The organism is Aeromicrobium wangtongii (assembly GCF_024584515.1).
Taxonomy (GTDB): domain Bacteria; phylum Actinomycetota; class Actinomycetes; order Propionibacteriales; family Nocardioidaceae; genus Aeromicrobium; species Aeromicrobium wangtongii.
In genome coordinates this window covers 1,680,791-1,698,949 of sequence record NZ_CP102173.1, presented here as the reverse complement: position 1 = coordinate 1,698,949, position 18,159 = coordinate 1,680,791, and the positions used below count along the sequence as shown (strand labels likewise).

Below are 18,159 nucleotides of genomic sequence, written 5' to 3'. Positions count from 1 at the left end.
ACGGTCCCCTGGCAAACGTCGTCCGCCCACCGGAAATCTCCAGTGGGCGGACGAGGTTTGCGGTGGGACCGTGGTAAACCGACCACCACCGGCGGGAGGTCTAGAAGATGATCTCGCCGGACTTGCGCTTGCTGCGCAGCATCTCGACGGCTTCCTTCAGGATCTCGTCGGCCTCGGTCTCGGAGCGACGCTCCTTCACGTAGGCCAGGTGCGTCTTGTACGGCTCGATCTTCTTGGCCGTCGGACGGTTGTCGGAGTCCACGCTGGCCGGCATGCCGCAGCGCGGGCAGTCCCACGACTCCGGCACCTCGGCCTCGATCGCGAACTGCAGCTCGGTCGTGTGGTTGTTGATGCAGAAGAACGTCACGAACTGGCGGGGAGCCGCCTCGCCACGCTCTGCCTCACCCATGGGACCGGAGCCGATACGACTACCCCGGATAGCACCTGCTGCCACTAGTTACTCACCTTCAGGAGCAGGCCGAGTGCGATGATGCACACGACCCAGACGACTGCGATACCGACCGTGATGCGGTCGAGGTTGCGCTCGGCGACGGACGAACCGCCCAGCGAGCTGGACACGCCACCACCGAACATGTCGGACAGGCCGCCTCCCCGTCCCTTGTGCATCAGGACCAGCACGATCATCAGCAGGCTGCTGATCGCCAGGAGTATGGAAAACGTCAGAATCACGTCAGACCTTCGTTGTCAGGCGCCGGAGAGATCCGGCATGGCATAGAAGCGGGCAATCCCGGCGAACTCCTCCGCTTGGAGGCTTGCACCGCCGACCAGGGCTCCGTCGACATCCGACTTCGCCATGATGGCGGCAATGTTCGCCGCTTTCACCGACCCGCCGTAAAGGATACGCGTTGCCGCGGCCACCTCGGACGACCAGGTCTGTTCGACACGCCCACGGATGGCCGCGCAGACCTCCTGGGCGTCCTCGGGAGTGGCGACCTCGCCGGTGCCGATGGCCCAGACCGGCTCGTAGGCGATGACCACATCGGCCATCTGGTCGGCCGTCAGGCCGGCCAACGAGCCGTCGATCTGGTCGAGCGTGTACGCGACGTGCTCGCCGGCCTGGCGGACGTCCAGGCCCTCGCCGACGCACACGATCGGGCTGATGCCCGCTGCGAGCGCCTTGGTGGCCTTGACGTTCACCACGGCATCGGTCTCGCCGTGGTACTCACGACGCTCGGAGTGCCCCACCACAACGTAGGAGCAGCCCAGCTTCGCGAGCATCGCCGCGGTGATCTCACCGGTGTACGCCCCGCCGTCGTGCTCGGAGACGTCCTGGGCGCCGTAGCCGATCATGAGCCGGTCACCGTCGACGAGCGTCTGGACGCTGCGGATGTCGGTGAACGGCGGGATCACGACGACCTCGGCACGCTCGAAGTCGTGCTTCTTGTCCTGCAGGGTCCAGGCGAGCTTCTGGACCAGGACCACGGCCTCCTGGTGGTTGAGGTTGGACTTCCAGTTGCCGGCCATCAACGGCTTGCGTGCGGACGTCATGCGTCGTTCCCTTCGAGAATGGCGAGACCGGGCAGCGTCTTGCCCTCGAGGTACTCCAGGCTCGCCCCGCCACCGGTGGAGATGTGGCCGAACTGGTCATCGGAGAAACCGAGCTGGCGGACCGCGGCGGCGGAGTCTCCCCCGCCGACGACCGACAGTCCGTCGACCTCGGTCAGCGCCTGGGCGACGGCCTTGGTGCCGGCCGCGAACGAGGACATCTCGAACACGCCCATGGGCCCGTTCCAGAACACCGTGCGCGAGCCGCGGATGATCTCGGCGAAGGCCTCGGCCGAGGCCGGACCGATGTCGAGACCGAGCTGGTCGGCCGGCATCGCGTCGGCGGACACCGTGGAGGCATCCGCATCGGCGAACTTCGGTGCCACCACGATGTCGGTCGGCAGCACGAGGCGGACGCCCTGTGCCTCGGCCTGCTCGATGTAGCCCTTGGCGATCTCGAGCTGGTCCTCCTCGAGCAGCGACTGACCGACCTCGTGACCCTGCGCCGCCAGGAAGGTGAAGACCATCCCGCCGCCGATCAGCAGGTTGTCCGCCTTGCTGAGCAGGTTGTCGATGACGCCGAGCTTGTCGGACACCTTCGACCCACCCAGGACGACGGTGTACGGACGCTCGGGGCTCTCGGTCAGGCGCTTGAGCACCGTGACCTCGGCCTCCACGAGACCGCCGACCGCGGCCGGTAGCCGGGTCGCGATGTCGTAGACGCTGGCCTGCTTGCGGTGCACGACCCCGAACCCGTCGGACACGAACACATCGGCCAGCGAGGCGAGCTCGTCGGCGAACGCGCCGCGCACGGCATCGTCCTTGCTGGTCTCGCCCTCGTTGAACCGGACGTTCTGCAGGACGGCGACCTGCCCGTCCCGCAGCGCCGCAGCGATGCGGTGCGCCTCGGGACCGACGGTGTCGTTCGCGAACAGCACCGGGGCGCCGAGCAGCTCAGCGAGCCGCTCGGCGACCGGCGCCAGAGAGTAGTCCTGGTTGGGCACGCCGTCGGGCCGGCCCAGGTGGGCCGTCACCAGGACACGGGCACCTGCGTCGGCAAGACGCTTGATGGTCGGGACGCTCGCGCGCACCCGGCCGTCGTCGGTGATCGTGCGCCCGTCCAGCGGCACGTTGAGATCGCTGCGGACGAGGACGCGCTTGCCGCGCAGGTCGCCCAGATCGTCGATCGTCTGCACAGGCTTAGAGCGTGGCGCCGACGTGGACGACCAGGTCGGCCAGACGGTTGGAGTAGCCCCACTCGTTGTCGTACCAGCCGACGACCTTGACCTGGTCGCCGATGACCTTGGTCAGGCCCGAGTCGAAGATGCACGACGCCGGGTCGGTGACGATGTCGGCCGAGACGATCGGGTCCTCGGTGTAGACCAGGAAGCCCTTCATGGCGCCCTCAGCGGCGTCCTTGACGATCTGGTTGACCTCTTCGACCGTCGTCTCGCGCGAAGCGGTGAACGTCAGGTCGGTGGCCGAACCGGTCGGGACCGGGACGCGCAGCGCGTAGCCGTCCAGCTTGCCCTTGAGCTCGGGCAGCACGAGGCTGACGGCCTTGGCAGCGCCGGTCGACGTCGGGATGATGCTCAGGTTGGCGGCGCGGGCACGACGCAGGTCGCTGTGCGGCGCGTCCTGCAGGTTCTGGTCCTGCGTGTACGCGTGGATCGTGGTCATCAGGCCCTTCTCGATGCCCAGCGCGTCGTTGAGCGCCTTGGCCATCGGGGCGAGGCAGTTCGTGGTGCACGAGGCGTTGGAGATGACCGTGTGGGCGGCCGGATCGTAGAGCTCGTGGTTGACGCCCATGACGATCGTGACGTCCTCGTTCTTCGCCGGAGCGGAGATGATGACCTTCTTCGCACCGCCGTCGATGTGCGCCTTGGCCTTCGTGGCGTCGGTGAAGAAGCCGGTCGACTCGATGACGATGTCGACACCCACGCTGGCCCAGTCGAGCTTGGCCGGGTCGCGCTCCTCGAAGGCGACGATCTTCTGCTCGCCGACGTAGATCGACGTCTCGTCGTAGGTGACGTCGGCGTCGAGGCGGCCGAGGATCGAGTCGTACTTGAGCAGGTGCGCGAGCGTCTTGTTGTCCGTCAGGTCGTTGACGGCGACGATCTCGATGTCAGCCCCGGCGGCACGGGCCGCGCGGAAGAAGTTGCGGCCGATGCGGCCAAATCCATTGATGCCTACGCGTACGGTCACGGGTAACTGATCTCCTGCTGGATCGGGTGGATAACGACTCCACCCTACCGAGGCGCCGGCGCTACCGGCGAGTCACCTGCGGTGTTTCTCGTGATCCAGCCCACAGGCCGGTCGATGCGACTAGTCGTCGGCGAGGACTTCGTCGCCCAGGCTCGACTCGGTGTCGGGGATGCCGAGCTCCTCGGCGCGCTTGTCGGCCATCGCGAGCAGCCGGCGGATGCGGCCGGCGATGGCGTCCTTGGTGAGGGCCGGCTCGTGCAGCTGGCCGAGCTCCTCGAGGCTCGCCTGGCGGTGCTCGACGCGCAGCCTGCCGGCCATCTTGAGGTGATCGGGGACGTCCTCACCGAGGATCTCCAGGGCACGCTGGGCGCGCGCACCGGCGGCCACGGCGGCGCGGGCCGAGCGGCGCAGGTTCGCATCGTCGAAGTTCGCCAGCCGGTTGGCCGTCGCGCGGACCTCGCGGCGCATGCGGCGCTCCTCCCAGGCCAGCAGCGACTCGTGGGCGCCCAGGCGGGTCAGCAGGGCGCCGATGGCCTCGCCGTCGCGGATCACGACCCGGTCGATGCCGCGGACCTCACGGGCCTTGGCGCTGATGCCGACGCGACGGGCGGCGCCCACCAGCGCCAGGGCGGCCTCCGGGCTGGGGCAGCTGACCTCGAGGGCGGACGAGCGGCCGGGCTCGGTCAACGAGCCGTGCGCGAGGAACGATCCGCGCCAGGCCGCGACGGCGTCGCAGGACGATCCGGACACGACCTGTGGCGGGAGGCCACGGATGGGACGGCCGCTGCCGTCGATCAGACCGGTCTGGCGGGCGAGCGCCTCACCGTCCTTGGAGACCCGCACGACGTAGTGCGTGTCCTTGCGAATACCGGCGTTCTGCATCACCAGGATCTCGCTGTCGTGCCCGTAGATCTCGGCGATGTCGCGGCGCAGGCGGCGGGCGGCGGCACCCGTGTCGAGCTCGGCCTCGACCACGATGCGTCCCGAGACGATGTGCAGTCCGCCGGAGAAGCGCAACATCGAGGAGACTTCGGCCTTGCGGCAGCACGACTTCGTGATCGTGGTGCTGGCGAGCTCCGCCTTCACCTGGGCCGTCATCGCCATGCAGATGTTCCCCTACTGGTCGTGGCGAGCTGAGCTCGTCCGGTGGAAAGTGTCACCCTACGCCTGTCGCATGACTTGCCCGAATGCGGCTGCGAGACGGGCAGGATCGTGCTGATCGGACCCCGGCCCGGCCGACACGTCGGACACGAACAGGCGGGCACCGAGGGCACGGGTGGCCGACTCCAGCGTGCCACGCGTGTCAATCAGGCTCGCGTCGGCGATGACCGCGTCGAGGGCCAGCTCGGGTGCGTGGGCGGCCAGCACATCGAGGTGATCGGTCGGGCTCAGGCCCTCGGTCTCGCCCCGCTGCTCGGCCAGGTTGAGCACCAGGACGCGGCTCGCTGTCGTCGCGATCAGCGCGTCCCGCAGCCCTGGCACCAGCAGCGTGGGCATGACACTGGTGAACCACGACCCCGGTCCGATCACGACCCAGTCGGCGGCCTCGACCGCCGCCACCGCCTCGGGGCACGCCGGCGGATCGGGCGGGTCCAGCCGCACGCTGACGACCTGACCCTCGGTCGAGGCGACCTCGACCTGTCCGCGCACGACGGTGAGCCGGTCGGGTGCCGACCGGAGGTGGACATCGGCCTCGATGTCCAGCGGAACGGCGGCCATCGGGAGAACCCGTCCCTGCGCCCCGAGCAGGTCACCGACCAGGTCCAGACCGGCGACGTGATCGCCCAGCTGCTCCCAGATCGCGGCGATCAGCAGGTTGCCGACCGCGTGCCCCTCCAACGGCCCGTCTCCGTTGAAGCGGTGCTGCAGGACCCCGGCCCACGTGCGTCCCCACTCGTCGTCGCCGCACAGCGCGGCCAGGGCCATCCGCAGGTCGCCCGGGGGCAGGCCGCCGAGCTCCTGGCGCAGGCGTCCCGACGATCCCCCGTTGTCGGCGACCGTCACGACACCCGTCAGCTCGGTCGTGAGTCGCCGCAGCGCCGACAGGCTCGCCGCCAGGCCGTGGCCGCCGCCGAGGGAGACGACCTTCAGGTCACCGTCGAACCGTTCAGGCCGCTGCGGGCGGGGTGGACGCTCGATCACTCGCGCCCCAGGTCGCGGTGGACCACGAGGGTGCGGACGCCCTGGGCGCGCAGTCGGTCGGCGAAGGCCTCCGACATCGCGACGCTGCGGTGCCGGCCGCCCGTGCAGCCGATCGCGATGGTCAAGAAGTGCTTGTCCTCGTTGAGGTAGCCGCCGGTCAGCAGCGCGACGAGCTTCTCGTACTGCTCCAGGAACTCCTCGGCGCGCGGCTGGCGCAGGACATACTCCCTCACCGGCTCGTCCAGCCCGCTCAGCGGACGCAGCTGCTCGATCCAGTACGGATTGGGCAGGAAGCGCAGATCGGCGACCATGTCGGCATCGATGGGGATGCCGTACTTGAAGCCGAACGACATGACCGATGCGCGCATCCCCGAGTCGGCGTCCTCGAACGCCGCGTGGACCCGCTGGCCGAGCTGGTGGACGTTCAGCGTCGTGGTGTCCACGACGATGTCGGCCATCCCGCGGATGTCGCGCAACAGCTCCCGCTCGCGGTCGAAGCCGTCCATCAGGCGACCCTCGTGGCTGAGCGGGTGCGGGCGGCGGGCGGCCTCCTGGCGGCGCACGAGCACCTCGTCGGACGCCTCCAGATACAGGATGCGGGGGTTGACGCCGCTGTCGCGCAACGACTCGAGGGCGTCGACGAGGCCGGCGAAGAACCCCCGCGAGCGCGCGTCGACCACGACGGCCAGCTTCTCGATCTCGTCGGACTTCCCGATCGTCTCCACCGCGCCGGGCAGCAGCTCGGGCGGGATGTTGTCGATGACGTAGTAGCCGAGCTTCTCGAGGACCTTCGCGGCGGAGCCACGGCCGGCGCCGGTCATGCCCGTCACGAGCACGAACTGGCTGAGCTGGGTCAACGGATGTCTCCTGTCATCGGTGTCACTCGAGGATCTCGCCGGTGGCGGTGTTCACGGCCGGTGCCGCCTCGGTGGAGGCCAGTGCCTCCACGATCGATTGTGCCGTAGCCGCGCCGATCCCGGGAACCATGGCGATCTCCTCGGCCGTGGCGGCCCTCAGCTTCTTGACCGAGCCGAAGCTCTTGAGCAGCGCCTTGCGACGGGTCGGGCCGAGCCCGGGCACCGGGTCGAGGACGCTCTCGATCATCGACTTGCTGCGGCGCCCGCGGTGGTGACTGATCGCGAACCGGTGCGCCTCGTCGCGCAACCGCTGCAGCAGGTAGAGGCCCTCGCTGGTGCGCGGCAGGATGACCGGGTCGTCGTCATCGGGCAGCCACACCTCCTCCAGGCGCTTGGCCAGGCCGACCAGGGCGATGTCGGTCAGACCGAGCTCTGTCAGGGCGGCATGGGCTGCGGCCACCTGCGGCGGGCCGCCGTCGACCACGACGAGCGCCGGCGTGTACGCGAAGCGCCGGGGCTTGCCGGTCTCCGGGTCGATGCCGGGTCCGTCGTCGTCATTGTCCTCACGGGCGCGCAGCAACGCGCTGAACCGGCGGGTGATGACCTCGTGCATCGCCGCGACATCGCTCTGGCCCTCGTTGCGGATCGTGAACCGGCGGTACTCGGACTTGCGCGGCAGACCGTCCTCGAACACGACCATCGACGCCACGGTCTCGGTGGCGCCGAGGTTGGAGATGTCGTAGCACTCGATGCGCAGCGGCGCGGTCTCCAGGTCGAGGGCCGCCTGGATCTCCTCCAGGGCGAGGCTGCGCGCCGTCAGGTCGGACGTGCGCTTCATCTTGTGGCGCATCAGCGACTGCTTGGCGTTCTGCTCGACGGTCTGCATCAGGGCCCGCTTGTCGCCGCGCTTGGGCACGCGGATCTTGACCGGACCCTCGCGCCGCTCGCTCAGCAGCTCGGTGACCACGTCGACGTCCGACGGCATGGCCGGCACGAGCACCTCGCGCGGGACGGCCGCGGCGTTCGCGTCCTGGTACAGCGTCATGAGCGCACGCTGGACCAGCTCGGGGAACTCGGCCTCGTCGGCCTTCTCGGCCACCCAGCCGCGCTGTCCGCGGATGCGTCCGCCGCGGACCGAGAAGATCTGGACGGCGATCTCCAGCGGGTCGTCGACGAATCCGAGCACGTCGGCGTCGGTGCCGTCGCCGAACACCACGGTCTGCTTCTCCAGCACCCGCTGCAGCGCGCCGAGATCGTCGCGCAGCTTGGCGGCGAGCTCGTACTCCTCACGGGCGGACGCCTCGAGCATCTTGGTCTCGATGCGCTTGGTGAACCCTGCGGTCTGCCCGCCCATGAAGGCCAGGAAGTCGTTGACGATCGCGCGGTGCTCCTCGGGGCTGACCCGGCCGACGCACGGCGCGGCGCACTTGCCGATGTCACCCAGCAGGCAGGGCCGCCCGATCGCCTTCGCGCGGCGGAAGACGCCGGCCGAGCACGATCGCATCGGGAACACCCGCAGCAGCGTGTCGACGGTGTCGCGGATCGCCCAGGCGTGTCCGTACGGGCCGAAGTAGCGGACGCCCTTGCGCTGCGCGCCGCGCATCACGGTGACCCGTGGGAACTCCTCGCTGACAGTCACCGCCAGCCACGGGTACGACTTGTCGTCGCGATACTTGACGTTGAACCGCGGATCGAACTCCTTGATCCACGAGTACTCCAGCGCCAGCGCCTCGACCTCGGTGTCGACGACCGTCCAGTCCACGGAGCTGGCCGTGGTCACCATCTGCTGCGTGCGCGGGTGCAGGTTGCTGATGTCCTGGAAGTACGAGCTCAGCCGCGGGCGCAGCGACTTGGCCTTGCCGACGTAGATGACCCGCTTCTCGTCGTCGCGGAACCGGTAGACCCCCGGCGCGGTCGGGATCTCCCCCGGCGCCGGTCGATAGGTCGCTGGATCTGCCACGGCACCTACTCTACGGTCGGCCCCGGACACCTCCGGGGGACGGATCTTTCTGCATTTCGGTCGCTGCAGCAGCGCGAACGCCGACACATCGGTGCCCGGCGCGCCGCGGGAGGACGGATCTTTCGACGTTCCGGGTGCCAGGGCAGCCGAAAGGCCGAAAGATCCGTCCCGCCGTCAGGCCAGCAGCGGCTTGAGGAACTTGCCGGTGTAGCTGCCCTCGACCTCGGCGACGTCCTCGGGTGTGCCCTCGGCGATCAGCAGGCCACCGCCGCTGCCGCCCTCCGGACCCATGTCCAGGACCCAGTCGGACGTCTTGATGACGTCCAGGTTGTGCTCGATGACGATGACCGAGTTGCCGGTGTCGACGATGCGCTGCAGGACGCCCAGCAGCTTGCGGATGTCCTCGAAGTGCAGACCGGTCGTGGGCTCGTCCAGGACGTACACGGTGCGGCCGGTCGAGCGCTTCTGCAGCTCGGCCGACAGCTTGACCCGCTGCGACTCGCCACCGGACAACGTCGTGGCCGGCTGGCCCAGCCGGACGTAGCCCAGGCCGACCTCGACCAGGGTGCGCAGGTGACGCGCGATGACGTTGTGCGCCTCGAAGAACTCGACGGCCTCCTCGATCGGCATGTCGAGGACGTCGGCGATCGACTTGCCCTTGTAGAGCACCTCGAGCGTCTCGCGGTTGTAGCGGGCGCCGTGGCAGACCTCGCACGGGACGTACACGTCGGGCAGGAAGTTCATCTCGATCTTGATCGTGCCGTCGCCGGAGCACGCCTCGCAGCGTCCGCCCTTGACGTTGAACGAGAACCGGCCCTGCTGGTAGCCGCGCATCTTGGCCTCGGGTGTCTGCGCGAACAGCTTGCGGACGTGGTCGAAGACGCCGGTGTACGTGGCCGGGTTGGACCGCGGGGTGCGACCGATCGGCGACTGGTCGACGTGGATGACCTTGTCGATCTGGTCGAGACCCTCGATCGTGCGGTGCCGGCCGGGGATCGTCCGGGCGCCGTAGACGCTGCGAGCCAGCTGCGTGTAGAGGATGTCGTTGACCAGCGTCGACTTGCCCGAGCCGGAGACACCCGTGACCGAGACGAGCATGCCCAGCGGGAACGTCACGTCGATGTCGCGCAGGTTGTTCTCCTTGGCCCCGCGCACGCGCAGCTCACGGCCCTTGACCCGCTTGCGGCGCTTCTCCGGCAGCGGGATCGACTTGCGACCCGACAGGTACTGACCGGTCAGCGAGTCCTTGCTGTCGTAGAGCTCCTGCACCGGGCCGGAGACGATGACCTGTCCGCCGTGCTCGCCCGCGCCCGGACCGATGTCGACGGCCCAGTCGGCCGCGCGGATCGTGTCCTCGTCGTGCTCGACGACGATCAGCGTATTGCCGAGGTCGCGCAGTCGGACCAGCGTCTCGATGAGGCGCTGGTTGTCGCGCTGGTGCAGGCCGATCGACGGCTCGTCCAGGACGTAGAGGACGCCGACCAGGCCGGCACCGATCTGCGTGGCCAGGCGGATGCGCTGCGCCTCACCACCGGACAGGGTGCCGGCGGCACGGTCGAGCGCCAGGTAGTCCAGGCCGACGTCGAGCAGGAAGCGCAGCCGCTCGTTGATCTCCTTGAGCACCTGCTCACCGATCTGACGCTCGCGATCGCTCATCTCCAGCGTCTTGAGGTAGTCGGCGGCCTCGCGGATCGACAGGGCGCAGACCTCGGCGATGTTCTTGGGTCCGTACTCCGTGGAGTTCAGCGTCACCGCCAGGATGACCGGGCGCAGGCGGGTGCCCTTGCACACCCGGCACGGCACCTCGCGCATGAAGCCCTCGAGGCGCTCCTTGCTGGTGTCGGACTCGGTCTCGGCGTGCCGGCGCTCGATGTAGGTGATCGCACCCTCGAACTCGGTGTAGTACGAACGGACGCGCCCGTAGCGGTTCTTGTAGCGCACGTGGACCTTGGTGGAGTGGCCGCGCAGGATCGCCTCCTGCACCTCGTCGCTCAGGTCACGCCACGGGGTGTCGGCGCTGAAGCCGAGCTCGTCGGCGAGCGCGCCGATGAGGCGGGAGTAGTAGTCGGCGACATGGGCGGATGCCCACGGCACCACGGCGCCCTCGTTGAGCGACTTGGAGTCGTCGGGGACGACCAGCTCGGCGTCGACCTCCATGCGGGTGCCGAGACCATGGCACTCGGGGCAGGCGCCGAAGGGGGCGTTGAACGAGAACGAGCGCGGCTCGAGCTCGTCGACCTCGAGCGGATGGTCGTTGGGGCAGGCCAGCTTCTCGGAGAAGCGGCGCGTGCGGTTCTCGTCCTTGGGGTCGAGGTCGACGTAGTCGATGATCACCAGGCCGTCGGCCAGCTCGAGCGCCGTCTCGATCGACTCGGTGAGACGCTGCTGCTGCGAGGCCTTGACCTGCAGACGGTCGACCACGACGTCGATCGTGTGCTTCTTCTGCTTGGTGAGCTTGGGCGGCTCATCGGCGAGCATGTGCACCTCGCCGTCGACGATGGTGCGGCTGTAGCCCTGCGACTGCAGCTGACGGAACAGCTCGAGGTACTCGCCCTTGCGGCCGCGGATGACCGGCGCGAGCACCTGGAAGCGGGTGCCCTCCTCGCCGGCGAGGATGCGGTCGACGATCTGCTGGGGCGTCTGCCGTGCGATCGGCTCGCCGCACTTGGGGCAGTGGGCCCGACCGGCGCGCGCGTAGAGCAGGCGGAGGTAGTCGTAGACCTCGGTGATCGTGCCGACGGTCGAGCGCGGGTTGCGGCTCGTGGACTTCTGGTCGATCGACACCGCGGGCGAAAGGCCCTCGATGAAGTCGACGTCCGGCTTGTCCATCTGGCCCAGGAACTGGCGGGCGTACGCCGACAGGGACTCGACGTACCGACGCTGGCCCTCGGCGAAGATCGTGTCGAAGGCCAGTGACGACTTGCCCGAGCCCGACAGGCCGGTGAACACAATGAGGGAGTCTCGCGGCAGATCGAGCGAGACGTCCTTGAGGTTGTGCTCTCGTGCGCCGCGGATGACGAGGCGATCGGTCACTGGCTCCCCTGTTTCTGGTGAGAAAGATGTGTTGGCAGGGCAGAACCCGCCCCTTCCCCATCGTAACGACGGGGTACGACAGTTTCTTTCCAGAGAACCAGGTCGACCACGTCACACCGCCCTCGGCGGGGCTCTGGCAGGGTGGGCGCATGACGTACACCGGAGAAGTCGAGGTCGGCGGGCCGGCCGACGTGCAGGACGCGGGCGATCTGCAGATCACCAAGATCGCGGTCGGCGAGATGAACAACAACGCCTACCTGCTGCGCTGCAACCTCACCGGCGAGCAGGTGCTGATCGACGCGGCCGCCGAGCACGACCGGCTGCTCGAGCTCATCGGCGACGACGGCCTGTCGGCCATCGTCACCACGCATCGCCACGGCGACCACTGGCAGGCCCTGGAGACGCTGGTCATCACGACCGGCGCCGAGACCATCGCCGGCGAGCTGGACGCCGACGAGCTGCCCGTCCCGGTCGACCGCCGCGTGCAGACCGGTGCCCGCGTGCGCGTCGGCTCCTGCGAGCTGGAGGTCATCGAGATCGCCGGCCACACCCCCGGCTCGATCGCCCTGGCCTACGACGACCCGGACGGCATCGTGCACCTGTTCACGGGTGACTCGCTGTTCCCCGGCGGCGTCGGCAAGACCTGGTCGCCCGAGGACTTCACGACCCTGGTGGGCGAGGTCGAGACCAAGATCTTCGGCCGCTTCCCGGACGACACCCACGTCTACCCCGGCCACGGCCACGACACGACGCTCGGCGTCGAGCGTCCCCACCTCGCGGAGTGGCGCGAGCGCGGCTGGTGATGTGGGCAGCGGACGCTAGACCTCGGCCCAGTCCTCGAGGTCTTCCGGCAGCGGAAGCCCTAACGCCAGCAGGAGTCGGACGAGTGCGGCCTCGACGAAGACGTCAGGGGCCTCGTCGCCCTCCGGGCTGGCCAGCAGGCCGCGGACGACATCAGGGTCGATGACGGTCCCCCGCACGTCCGCCGCCCACGCGGCGAGCCCCCGGGCCTCGGCGTCCGTGTCGACCGGATCGCTCGCGGTCTCGTCCTCGAAGTAGTGCCGCGGCTCGAATCCCACGTAGCAATGCCCGGTGCCCCCGGCCAGGGCCGGCGCGTAGTCGATCGTCACGAAGTCGCTGTCGTGGACCTTCGCCGCGAAGCGGGGCGTCTGATCGGCCGAGCCGTCCCACGAGCCGCCGGCGAACACGAACGTGGCGAAGAGTCCCATGCGTCAGTTCTACCGGCCGGCCACCGGCCTCACTCGCGGGGCTTGAGCTTGCTCGCGGGCAGCCAGGCGATCTGCGAGGCGTCGCTGTGCCGCTGGGTGCGGCTGGGGACGACGTAGACCACCTGCGCCTCGTAGCCGTCGGACGTCCGTCGCCACCCCAGCACGAGCCCCGGGTACTCCTGGGCCACCTGGGTCGTGAGGTTCGAGAGGTTGACCCACACGTGGTAGACCGGCGGCGGCTGTGGCACCGGGACGGCATAGGGATCCGCCGCTGCCAGCGGTCGTCCGTTGATCGAGCCGTTCGGGTTCACCACTTCAGGATACGTCGACTCGAACAGGTGTTCTACCCGGACCGGCAGAACCTGAACTTCCCTTGCTGCCCGCATGCCGGCAGGTCGTCGGTCGGCCGGGGCATCGGAGCTGCCGAGGACGGCTCGAGGCCCACTTCCTGCCTCCACGGCAACTCACCGATGTGCGCCTCGGGCACGGGCAACGGCTTGGTCGCTCGCGGGTACGGCAGCTGCTGTGCGGTGAGCGAGTCGCCCTCGGGCCCACCCACGCCACCGGGGCCTCGAAGCCCGATGACCAGTGTCAGCACACAGGCCACGACGACACCCGCCCCCAGCACCACGATCAGCGCACGCCTCATCAGGGCATCGTGCCACCAGACGTGGGCACTTGTCCCGGCTACGCCGTCAGGGAGCGCGTGACAACGACACGTACACCGCGTTGACGGCCACGGCCTGCTCCAGCTCGGTCGAGACGCCGGCGAAGAACTGCGAACGGTAGGTCTCGTCGGTCACCGCGTAGACCGTGAAGTAGAGCCCCGCGAACGCCGACAGGAACAACGACACCTGCCACAGCTCGTTCGTCACGGGGATGTGGCGGCCGATCCACGAGGGCAGATCGGTGACGGGCTCCCCCGTCCACGCCGCGACCGTGCTGTCCGGGATCGTCAACGAGCCGAAGACGACGAAGAACACGAACAGGCCCAGCGACAGCAGCAGCACCTGGATGGCCTGGTTGAACAACAGGACCAGCACCAGGTTGGCCCGTGCGAACCGCGGCAGGTCCGGCGGGACGGCTGTGACGAGCCGGGCCGCCTCGGCGGCGGGCGTGCCGGCGCAGCACTCCACCACCCGTTCGCCGACGACGTCACGCTCGACCTGGCGCACCTCCTCCGGCAGCCGGACGAGCAGAAACACCGCGGCGATGGCAGCGAAGAACGCGACCGCGATCCACAGCACGTGCCGCGACATCAGCGCAGCCACCTGCCACACCTCGGCGTTGATGAACAAGAACGTCACCGCCAGCAGCAGCAGCGGCAGGGCGCGGGTCAGCAGCGGAAACATCAGTCCCAGCGAGCCGAACGTCCGGCGCACAGCCCAGCGCAGCATCGTGCCCATGCGCAGCAACCGGCCGGCGAACACGCCCAGCAGCACCAGGAACACCAGCACGCCGACCGCCGTCCCGAGCGAGCCGCGGTCGGCCAGCACGGCGCCGACGACGATGCCGGACGCCACCGAGACCGCCACGATCAGCGCGATGACCGCCACGATGCGCTTGCTGGACAGCCATCCCTCGACGGTGTCGGCGTGGTCGCCGGTGAAGTACGGCAGCCCGTGATCGTCGAACCACGCCTCGATCTCGCGGGACGTCCCGGCGTGCGGTGCGACGTGCGATGTCATGGCGCCACCGTACGGGGCGGCTGCGGCGGCGCGCGGAAGGTTGCGGCAACGTGCCCGCGCAGCGCCGCGAGGAGCGCCTGCGCCGCAGCGCCGGTGGCGGTGTCCGGCGCACCGCGAGATGGAGCTCCCAGTCCTCCGGTCCGTCGGACACCGGGACCTCGACGCATCAGACGACGACGCGGAACCTCGAGCCGAGCTCCCGGGCCAGATCGGCCCGGAGCTCGGCCGTGAGCTCGGGAGGCGGACCGGGGTGGTGGTCGGGATCGGCGAGCTCGGCCCACCGTTCGAGCCGTTCGAGCGTCCGGTCGGACAGCATCGAGAAGCTCCCCGGATCGCTCTGCCCGCCGGCGACCCACAGCGGCCAGCGGCAGCCGTACTCGCCGGCCATCCTCACGACCGTCACCCCCGGCTCCGGCGACACGTCCACGTCCCAGCCCTTGCCAAGGACACGTCGGAGCCGGTGGCCCAGGTCATCTGCCTCGCGCACGAACTGACGCCGGGCCTCCTCATCACGCCACCCGCGGGTGACATCGAGGCCTGAGACCCACACGTAGTTGTCGTGCACGAGGTCCGCCCAGTCGTACAGCTGCGTCCATAACGCCTGCGCGGGGGCCGGTAGGTCCTCGGTCTCCGCCCCGGTGGTGTGGTCGCTGGTACGCAGCCACAGCCCGGACGCGCCGAGGAACCAAGCCACCGAGACGCTCAACGACTGAGCGGCCATGGGTCAGAAGGTGATCGGGAGCTCGTCCACACCGAAGACGAATGAGAGCTGGCGGAAGGACAGCTCCTCGGCCGGCACCGCAAGGGCGAGGTCGGGGAAGCGCTTGAACAGCCGCGGCAGCGCGATACGCAGCTCCATGCGGGCCAGCTCGGCGCCGATGCAGCGGTGGATGCCGTGGCCGAACGCGAGGTGGCCGCTGGTGGGCACGCGTGCCGGGTCGAACTCGTCGGGACGGTCCCCCGCCACCATCGGGTCGCGATTCGCACCGTTGAGCGAGGCCAGGATGACGTCACCGGCCTTGACCTGCTGGCCGAACAGCAGCATGTCCTGCTTGGCGAACCGCGGGAACGCCACCTGAACGACCGACAGGTAGCGCAGCAGCTCCTCGACCACCCGGTCGACGTCCTCGGGCGTCCCGTTGCGCATCAGGTCGGCGTAGGCCGGATCGCGCAGCAGCACGATCGTGCCCAACGCGATCATGCCGGCGGTGGTCTCGTACCCGCCCGTGAAGATGCCGTCGGCCAGGCCGGCGAGGTCGAAGTCGCTGATCGCGTCGCCCTCGTCGCGGATGATCTGGCCCAACAGCCCCGGTCCCGGCTCGAGCCGCTGGCGGGCGACGGCGTCGAACAAGAACTTGCGCTGGTCCGAGACGGCGCCGAACGCCGCCGCACCGCCGTTGGTCGCGTCGAACCGGTCGCTGCCGAGCTTGGCGAAGGCGTCCCGGTCGGCGTAGTCGAGGCCGAGCAGCGCACAGATCGTCTGGAACGGGATGGGGAACGCGACCGTCTTGCACAGGTCTGCGCCCGGTCCGGCCGCCTCGAGGGCGTCGAGCTGGTTCTCGACGAACTCGGTGATCATCGGCTCGAGCCGGGCCATGCGGCGCATCGTGAACTCGGGAGTGACGATCTTGCGCAGCCGCGTGTGCAGCGGCGGATCGGTGAACCCCAGGCCGCCGATGTCATCGGCCGTCGCGGGACCGTCACCGTGGAACAGGTGCCGGATGTCATTGCTGTAGCTGTCGCGGTCGGTGAGGACCGTGCGCGCTTCCTCGTGCCCGGTCACCAGGTAGGCCGTGAACGTGAACGGCAGCTCGAGCTTGTGCATCGGCTCGGTCGCCCGCCACTGGGCGATCTCCGGCAACGCGTCCATGCCCTCGCGCTGCAGCGGGATCTTGGTCTGATCGGGGATGAAAGAGAGCGCGCTGAGGTCGATGCCGTTCTTCTGGATGCGTTTGACGAGCATCCGTCCGACCGACCGACGGACTCTCCCCTTGACGTCTAGCACGCACACGAAACTACACGCCTCGCTTGCGGCATGGACCCAGCCGGTGGAAGGTGAGACCAAACACCGCCCATCGCACGCCCACCGAGGAGCCGTATGAGCACCGAAAGCGCCGAGACCGGCCCCCCGACCGAGCTCAAGAGGGTCATGGGGCCCAAGCTCCTGCTGCTGTTCATCGTGGGCGACATCCTGGGCGCCGGCATCTACGCCGTCACCGGTCAGATGGCCGGCCAGGTCGGCGGCATCGTCTGGCTGCCGTTCCTGCTGGCGTTCATCGTGGCCACCATGACGGCCTTGTCGTACCTCGAGCTGGTCACGAAGTACCCGCAGGCCGCCGGCGCCGCGCTGTACGCCCACAAGGCCTTCGGCGTGCACTTCATCACGTTCATCGTGGCCTTCGCGGTCGTGTGCTCGGGCATCACCAGCGCCTCGACCTCCGCGAAGACGCTGGCCGACAACTTCTCCGGCGGCCTGGAGCTCAACGGTTGGATCGACACCCCGCTCAGCGAGGGCACCATCACGGCCATCGCGATGGGTTTCATGCTGCTGCTGGCCGTGATCAACCTGCGCGGCGTCGGCGAGAGCGTCAAGTTCAACGTCGTCCTCACGCTGGTCGAGGTCACGGCGCTGTGCATCGTGATCGGGGTCGGCTTCTTCGTCATCCTCCAGGGTGATGCCGACATGAGCGAGCTGGCCGACTTCAGCGACTACCAGGACAAGGGGATGTTCCTGGCCGTCACGGCCGCGACCTCGATCGCCTTCTTCGCGATGGTCGGGTTCGAGGACGCCGTCAACATGGTCGAGGAGGTCGAGAACCCGCAGAAGATCTTCCCCCGGACGATGCTGACCGGTCTGGGCATCGCGGTGATCCTCTACATGCTGGTCGCCGTCTCGGTGGTCAGCGTGCTGACCGCCCCCGAGCTCAAGAACATCGCGGACTCCGAGGGCCGCGCGCTGCTGGATGTCGTGTCCAAGGGTGCACCGGACTTCCCCATCGACAAGGTCTTTCCGTTCCTGGCGGTGTTCGCCGTGGCCAACACCGCCTTGATCAACATGCTGATGGCCAGCCGGCTGCTGTACGGCATGTCCCGCCAGCGGGTGCTGCCCAAGCCGCTCGGTGCGGTCCTGCCGGGCCGTCGCACCCCGTGGGTCAGCATCGTGTTCTCGACCGCCCTGGCCATGGGCCTGATCTTCTACGTCACGCGCGATCCTGACAGCAATGTCGTGGCCAATCTGTCGAACGTGACCGCGCTGCTCCTGCTGTGCGTCTTCGCGGTCGTCAACATCTGCTGTGTCGTGCTGCGCCGCCGCGATCCCAATGCTGAGACGTTCTTCAAGTCACCGGGGCAGCTGCCGGCCGTCGCGGCGTTCCTGTGCCTGTTCCTGGCCGGCCCGTGGGTCGACCGGGACGGCGAGATCTACCGCATCGCCGGCGCCATGATGCTGATCGGCGTCGTCCTGTGGGGCGTGACGCTGATCCTCAACAAGGCGACCCACACCGATGCCGGGGACCTCGGCAACCTCAAGGAGTGAGGCC

18 protein-coding genes are annotated in these 18,159 nt (G+C 68.9%); 2 read left to right on the top strand and 16 right to left on the bottom strand.

From position 1 onward, the window contains the following. Positions 1-100: 100 nt before the first annotated feature. From NQV15_RS08420 to uvrA, 10 genes are all read right to left on the bottom strand, one after another. Positions 101-454: an RNA polymerase-binding protein RbpA gene (locus NQV15_RS08420; RefSeq protein WP_257125110.1), complete on the bottom strand. Its 354-nt coding sequence runs from the start codon at positions 452-454 to the stop codon at positions 101-103. After that, on the bottom strand, positions 454-690 hold the full coding sequence (secG, locus tag NQV15_RS08415) for a preprotein translocase subunit SecG (RefSeq protein ID WP_232399375.1): 237 nt from the start codon (positions 688-690) through the stop codon (positions 454-456). Before secG ends, NQV15_RS08420 begins: the two co-directional genes overlap by 1 nt. A 15-nt stretch (positions 691-705) precedes the next feature. After that, a complete protein-coding gene (gene tpiA, locus NQV15_RS08410) occupies positions 706-1,509 on the bottom strand; it encodes a triose-phosphate isomerase (protein ID WP_232399374.1) in 804 nt (267 codons plus the stop codon). After that, complete coding sequence (locus NQV15_RS08405) at positions 1,506-2,702, bottom strand: phosphoglycerate kinase (RefSeq protein ID WP_232399373.1); 1,197 nt, start codon at positions 2,700-2,702, stop codon at positions 1,506-1,508. Before NQV15_RS08405 ends, tpiA begins: the two co-directional genes overlap by 4 nt. A 4-nt stretch (positions 2,703-2,706) precedes the next feature. Next, the gene (gap, locus tag NQV15_RS08400; RefSeq protein WP_232399372.1) at positions 2,707-3,711 is read right to left on the bottom strand and encodes a type I glyceraldehyde-3-phosphate dehydrogenase; all 1,005 of its coding nucleotides are present in this window, start codon (positions 3,709-3,711) and stop codon (positions 2,707-2,709) included. A gap of 120 nt (positions 3,712-3,831) precedes the next feature. Beyond that, the gene (gene whiA, locus NQV15_RS08395) at positions 3,832-4,815 is read right to left on the bottom strand and encodes a DNA-binding protein WhiA (protein ID WP_232399371.1); all 984 of its coding nucleotides are present in this window, start codon (positions 4,813-4,815) and stop codon (positions 3,832-3,834) included. Between the two features lie 57 nt (positions 4,816-4,872). After that, positions 4,873-5,853 carry a gluconeogenesis factor YvcK family protein gene (locus NQV15_RS08390; RefSeq protein WP_232399370.1) on the bottom strand — a complete coding sequence of 327 codons (981 nt, stop codon included), beginning with the start codon at positions 5,851-5,853 and terminating at the stop codon, positions 4,873-4,875. Then, positions 5,850-6,710: an RNase adapter RapZ gene (rapZ, locus tag NQV15_RS08385; RefSeq protein WP_255669749.1), complete on the bottom strand. Its 861-nt coding sequence runs from the start codon at positions 6,708-6,710 to the stop codon at positions 5,850-5,852. The genes NQV15_RS08390 and rapZ overlap by 4 nt, the downstream gene beginning before the upstream one ends. A 22-nt stretch (positions 6,711-6,732) precedes the next feature. Then, positions 6,733-8,670 carry an excinuclease ABC subunit UvrC gene (uvrC, locus tag NQV15_RS08380; protein WP_232399369.1) on the bottom strand — a complete coding sequence of 646 codons (1,938 nt, stop codon included), beginning with the start codon at positions 8,668-8,670 and terminating at the stop codon, positions 6,733-6,735. Between the two features lie 174 nt (positions 8,671-8,844). Continuing rightward, on the bottom strand, positions 8,845-11,703 hold the full coding sequence (uvrA, locus tag NQV15_RS08375; protein ID WP_232399368.1) for an excinuclease ABC subunit UvrA: 2,859 nt from the start codon (positions 11,701-11,703) through the stop codon (positions 8,845-8,847). Positions 11,704-11,852: 149 nt separating this feature from the next. Here uvrA and NQV15_RS08370 point away from each other — a divergent pair, with 149 nt between their 5' ends. Further along, the gene (locus NQV15_RS08370) at positions 11,853-12,506 is read left to right on the top strand and encodes an MBL fold metallo-hydrolase (protein ID WP_232399367.1); all 654 of its coding nucleotides are present in this window, start codon (positions 11,853-11,855) and stop codon (positions 12,504-12,506) included. 15 nt (positions 12,507-12,521) lie between these two features. Here NQV15_RS08370 and NQV15_RS08365 read toward each other — a convergent pair whose 3' ends face one another. The 6 genes from NQV15_RS08365 to NQV15_RS08340 all read right to left on the bottom strand — a co-directional run bounded on the left by NQV15_RS08365 (position 12,522) and on the right by NQV15_RS08340 (position 16,583). Continuing rightward, positions 12,522-12,932, bottom strand: coding sequence for a hypothetical protein (locus NQV15_RS08365; protein WP_232399366.1), 411 nt, complete (start codon positions 12,930-12,932; stop codon positions 12,522-12,524). Positions 12,933-12,961: 29 nt separating this feature from the next. Next, positions 12,962-13,243 (bottom strand): hypothetical protein, encoded by a 282-nt coding sequence (locus NQV15_RS08360; protein ID WP_232399365.1) that lies wholly within the window; start codon positions 13,241-13,243, stop codon positions 12,962-12,964. A gap of 32 nt (positions 13,244-13,275) precedes the next feature. Beyond that, on the bottom strand, positions 13,276-13,581 hold the full coding sequence (locus tag NQV15_RS08355; protein ID WP_232399364.1) for a hypothetical protein: 306 nt from the start codon (positions 13,579-13,581) through the stop codon (positions 13,276-13,278). 46 nt (positions 13,582-13,627) lie between these two features. Beyond that, positions 13,628-14,620, bottom strand: a complete 993-nt coding sequence (locus NQV15_RS08350) for a hypothetical protein (protein WP_232399363.1) — start codon at positions 14,618-14,620, stop codon at positions 13,628-13,630. A 166-nt stretch (positions 14,621-14,786) separates the two neighbouring features. Further along, a complete protein-coding gene (locus NQV15_RS08345; RefSeq protein WP_232399362.1) occupies positions 14,787-15,341 on the bottom strand; it encodes a hypothetical protein in 555 nt (184 codons plus the stop codon). A 3-nt stretch (positions 15,342-15,344) separates the two neighbouring features. Next, on the bottom strand, positions 15,345-16,583 hold the full coding sequence (locus tag NQV15_RS08340) for a cytochrome P450 (protein ID WP_232399361.1): 1,239 nt from the start codon (positions 16,581-16,583) through the stop codon (positions 15,345-15,347). 135 nt (positions 16,584-16,718) lie between these two features. Between NQV15_RS08340 and NQV15_RS08335 the strand changes: the two genes are divergently transcribed. Next, complete coding sequence (locus NQV15_RS08335) at positions 16,719-18,155, top strand: APC family permease (RefSeq protein ID WP_232399360.1); 1,437 nt, start codon at positions 16,719-16,721, stop codon at positions 18,153-18,155. The last annotated feature ends 4 nt before the right edge of the window (positions 18,156-18,159 follow it).

Bases quoted from the DNA above. Each gene is read 5' to 3' on its own strand.
- NQV15_RS08340 (WP_232399361.1), bottom strand. From the start codon at position 16,583: ATGCTCGTCAAACGCATCCAGAAGAACGGCATCGACCTCAGCGCGCTC.
- NQV15_RS08350 (WP_232399363.1), bottom strand. From the start codon at position 14,620: ATGACATCGCACGTCGCACCGCACGCCGGGACGTCCCGCGAGATCGAG.
- NQV15_RS08365 (WP_232399366.1), bottom strand. From the start codon at position 12,932: ATGGGACTCTTCGCCACGTTCGTGTTCGCCGGCGGCTCGTGGGACGGC.
- NQV15_RS08345 (WP_232399362.1), bottom strand. From the start codon at position 15,341: ATGGCCGCTCAGTCGTTGAGCGTCTCGGTGGCTTGGTTCCTCGGCGCG.
- whiA (WP_232399371.1), bottom strand. From the start codon at position 4,815: ATGGCGATGACGGCCCAGGTGAAGGCGGAGCTCGCCAGCACCACGATC.
- NQV15_RS08370 (WP_232399367.1), top strand. From the start codon at position 11,853: ATGACGTACACCGGAGAAGTCGAGGTCGGCGGGCCGGCCGACGTGCAG.
- tpiA (WP_232399374.1), bottom strand. From the start codon at position 1,509: ATGACGTCCGCACGCAAGCCGTTGATGGCCGGCAACTGGAAGTCCAAC.
- NQV15_RS08335 (WP_232399360.1), top strand. From the start codon at position 16,719: ATGAGCACCGAAAGCGCCGAGACCGGCCCCCCGACCGAGCTCAAGAGG.
- NQV15_RS08355 (WP_232399364.1), bottom strand. From the start codon at position 13,581: ATGAGGCGTGCGCTGATCGTGGTGCTGGGGGCGGGTGTCGTCGTGGCC.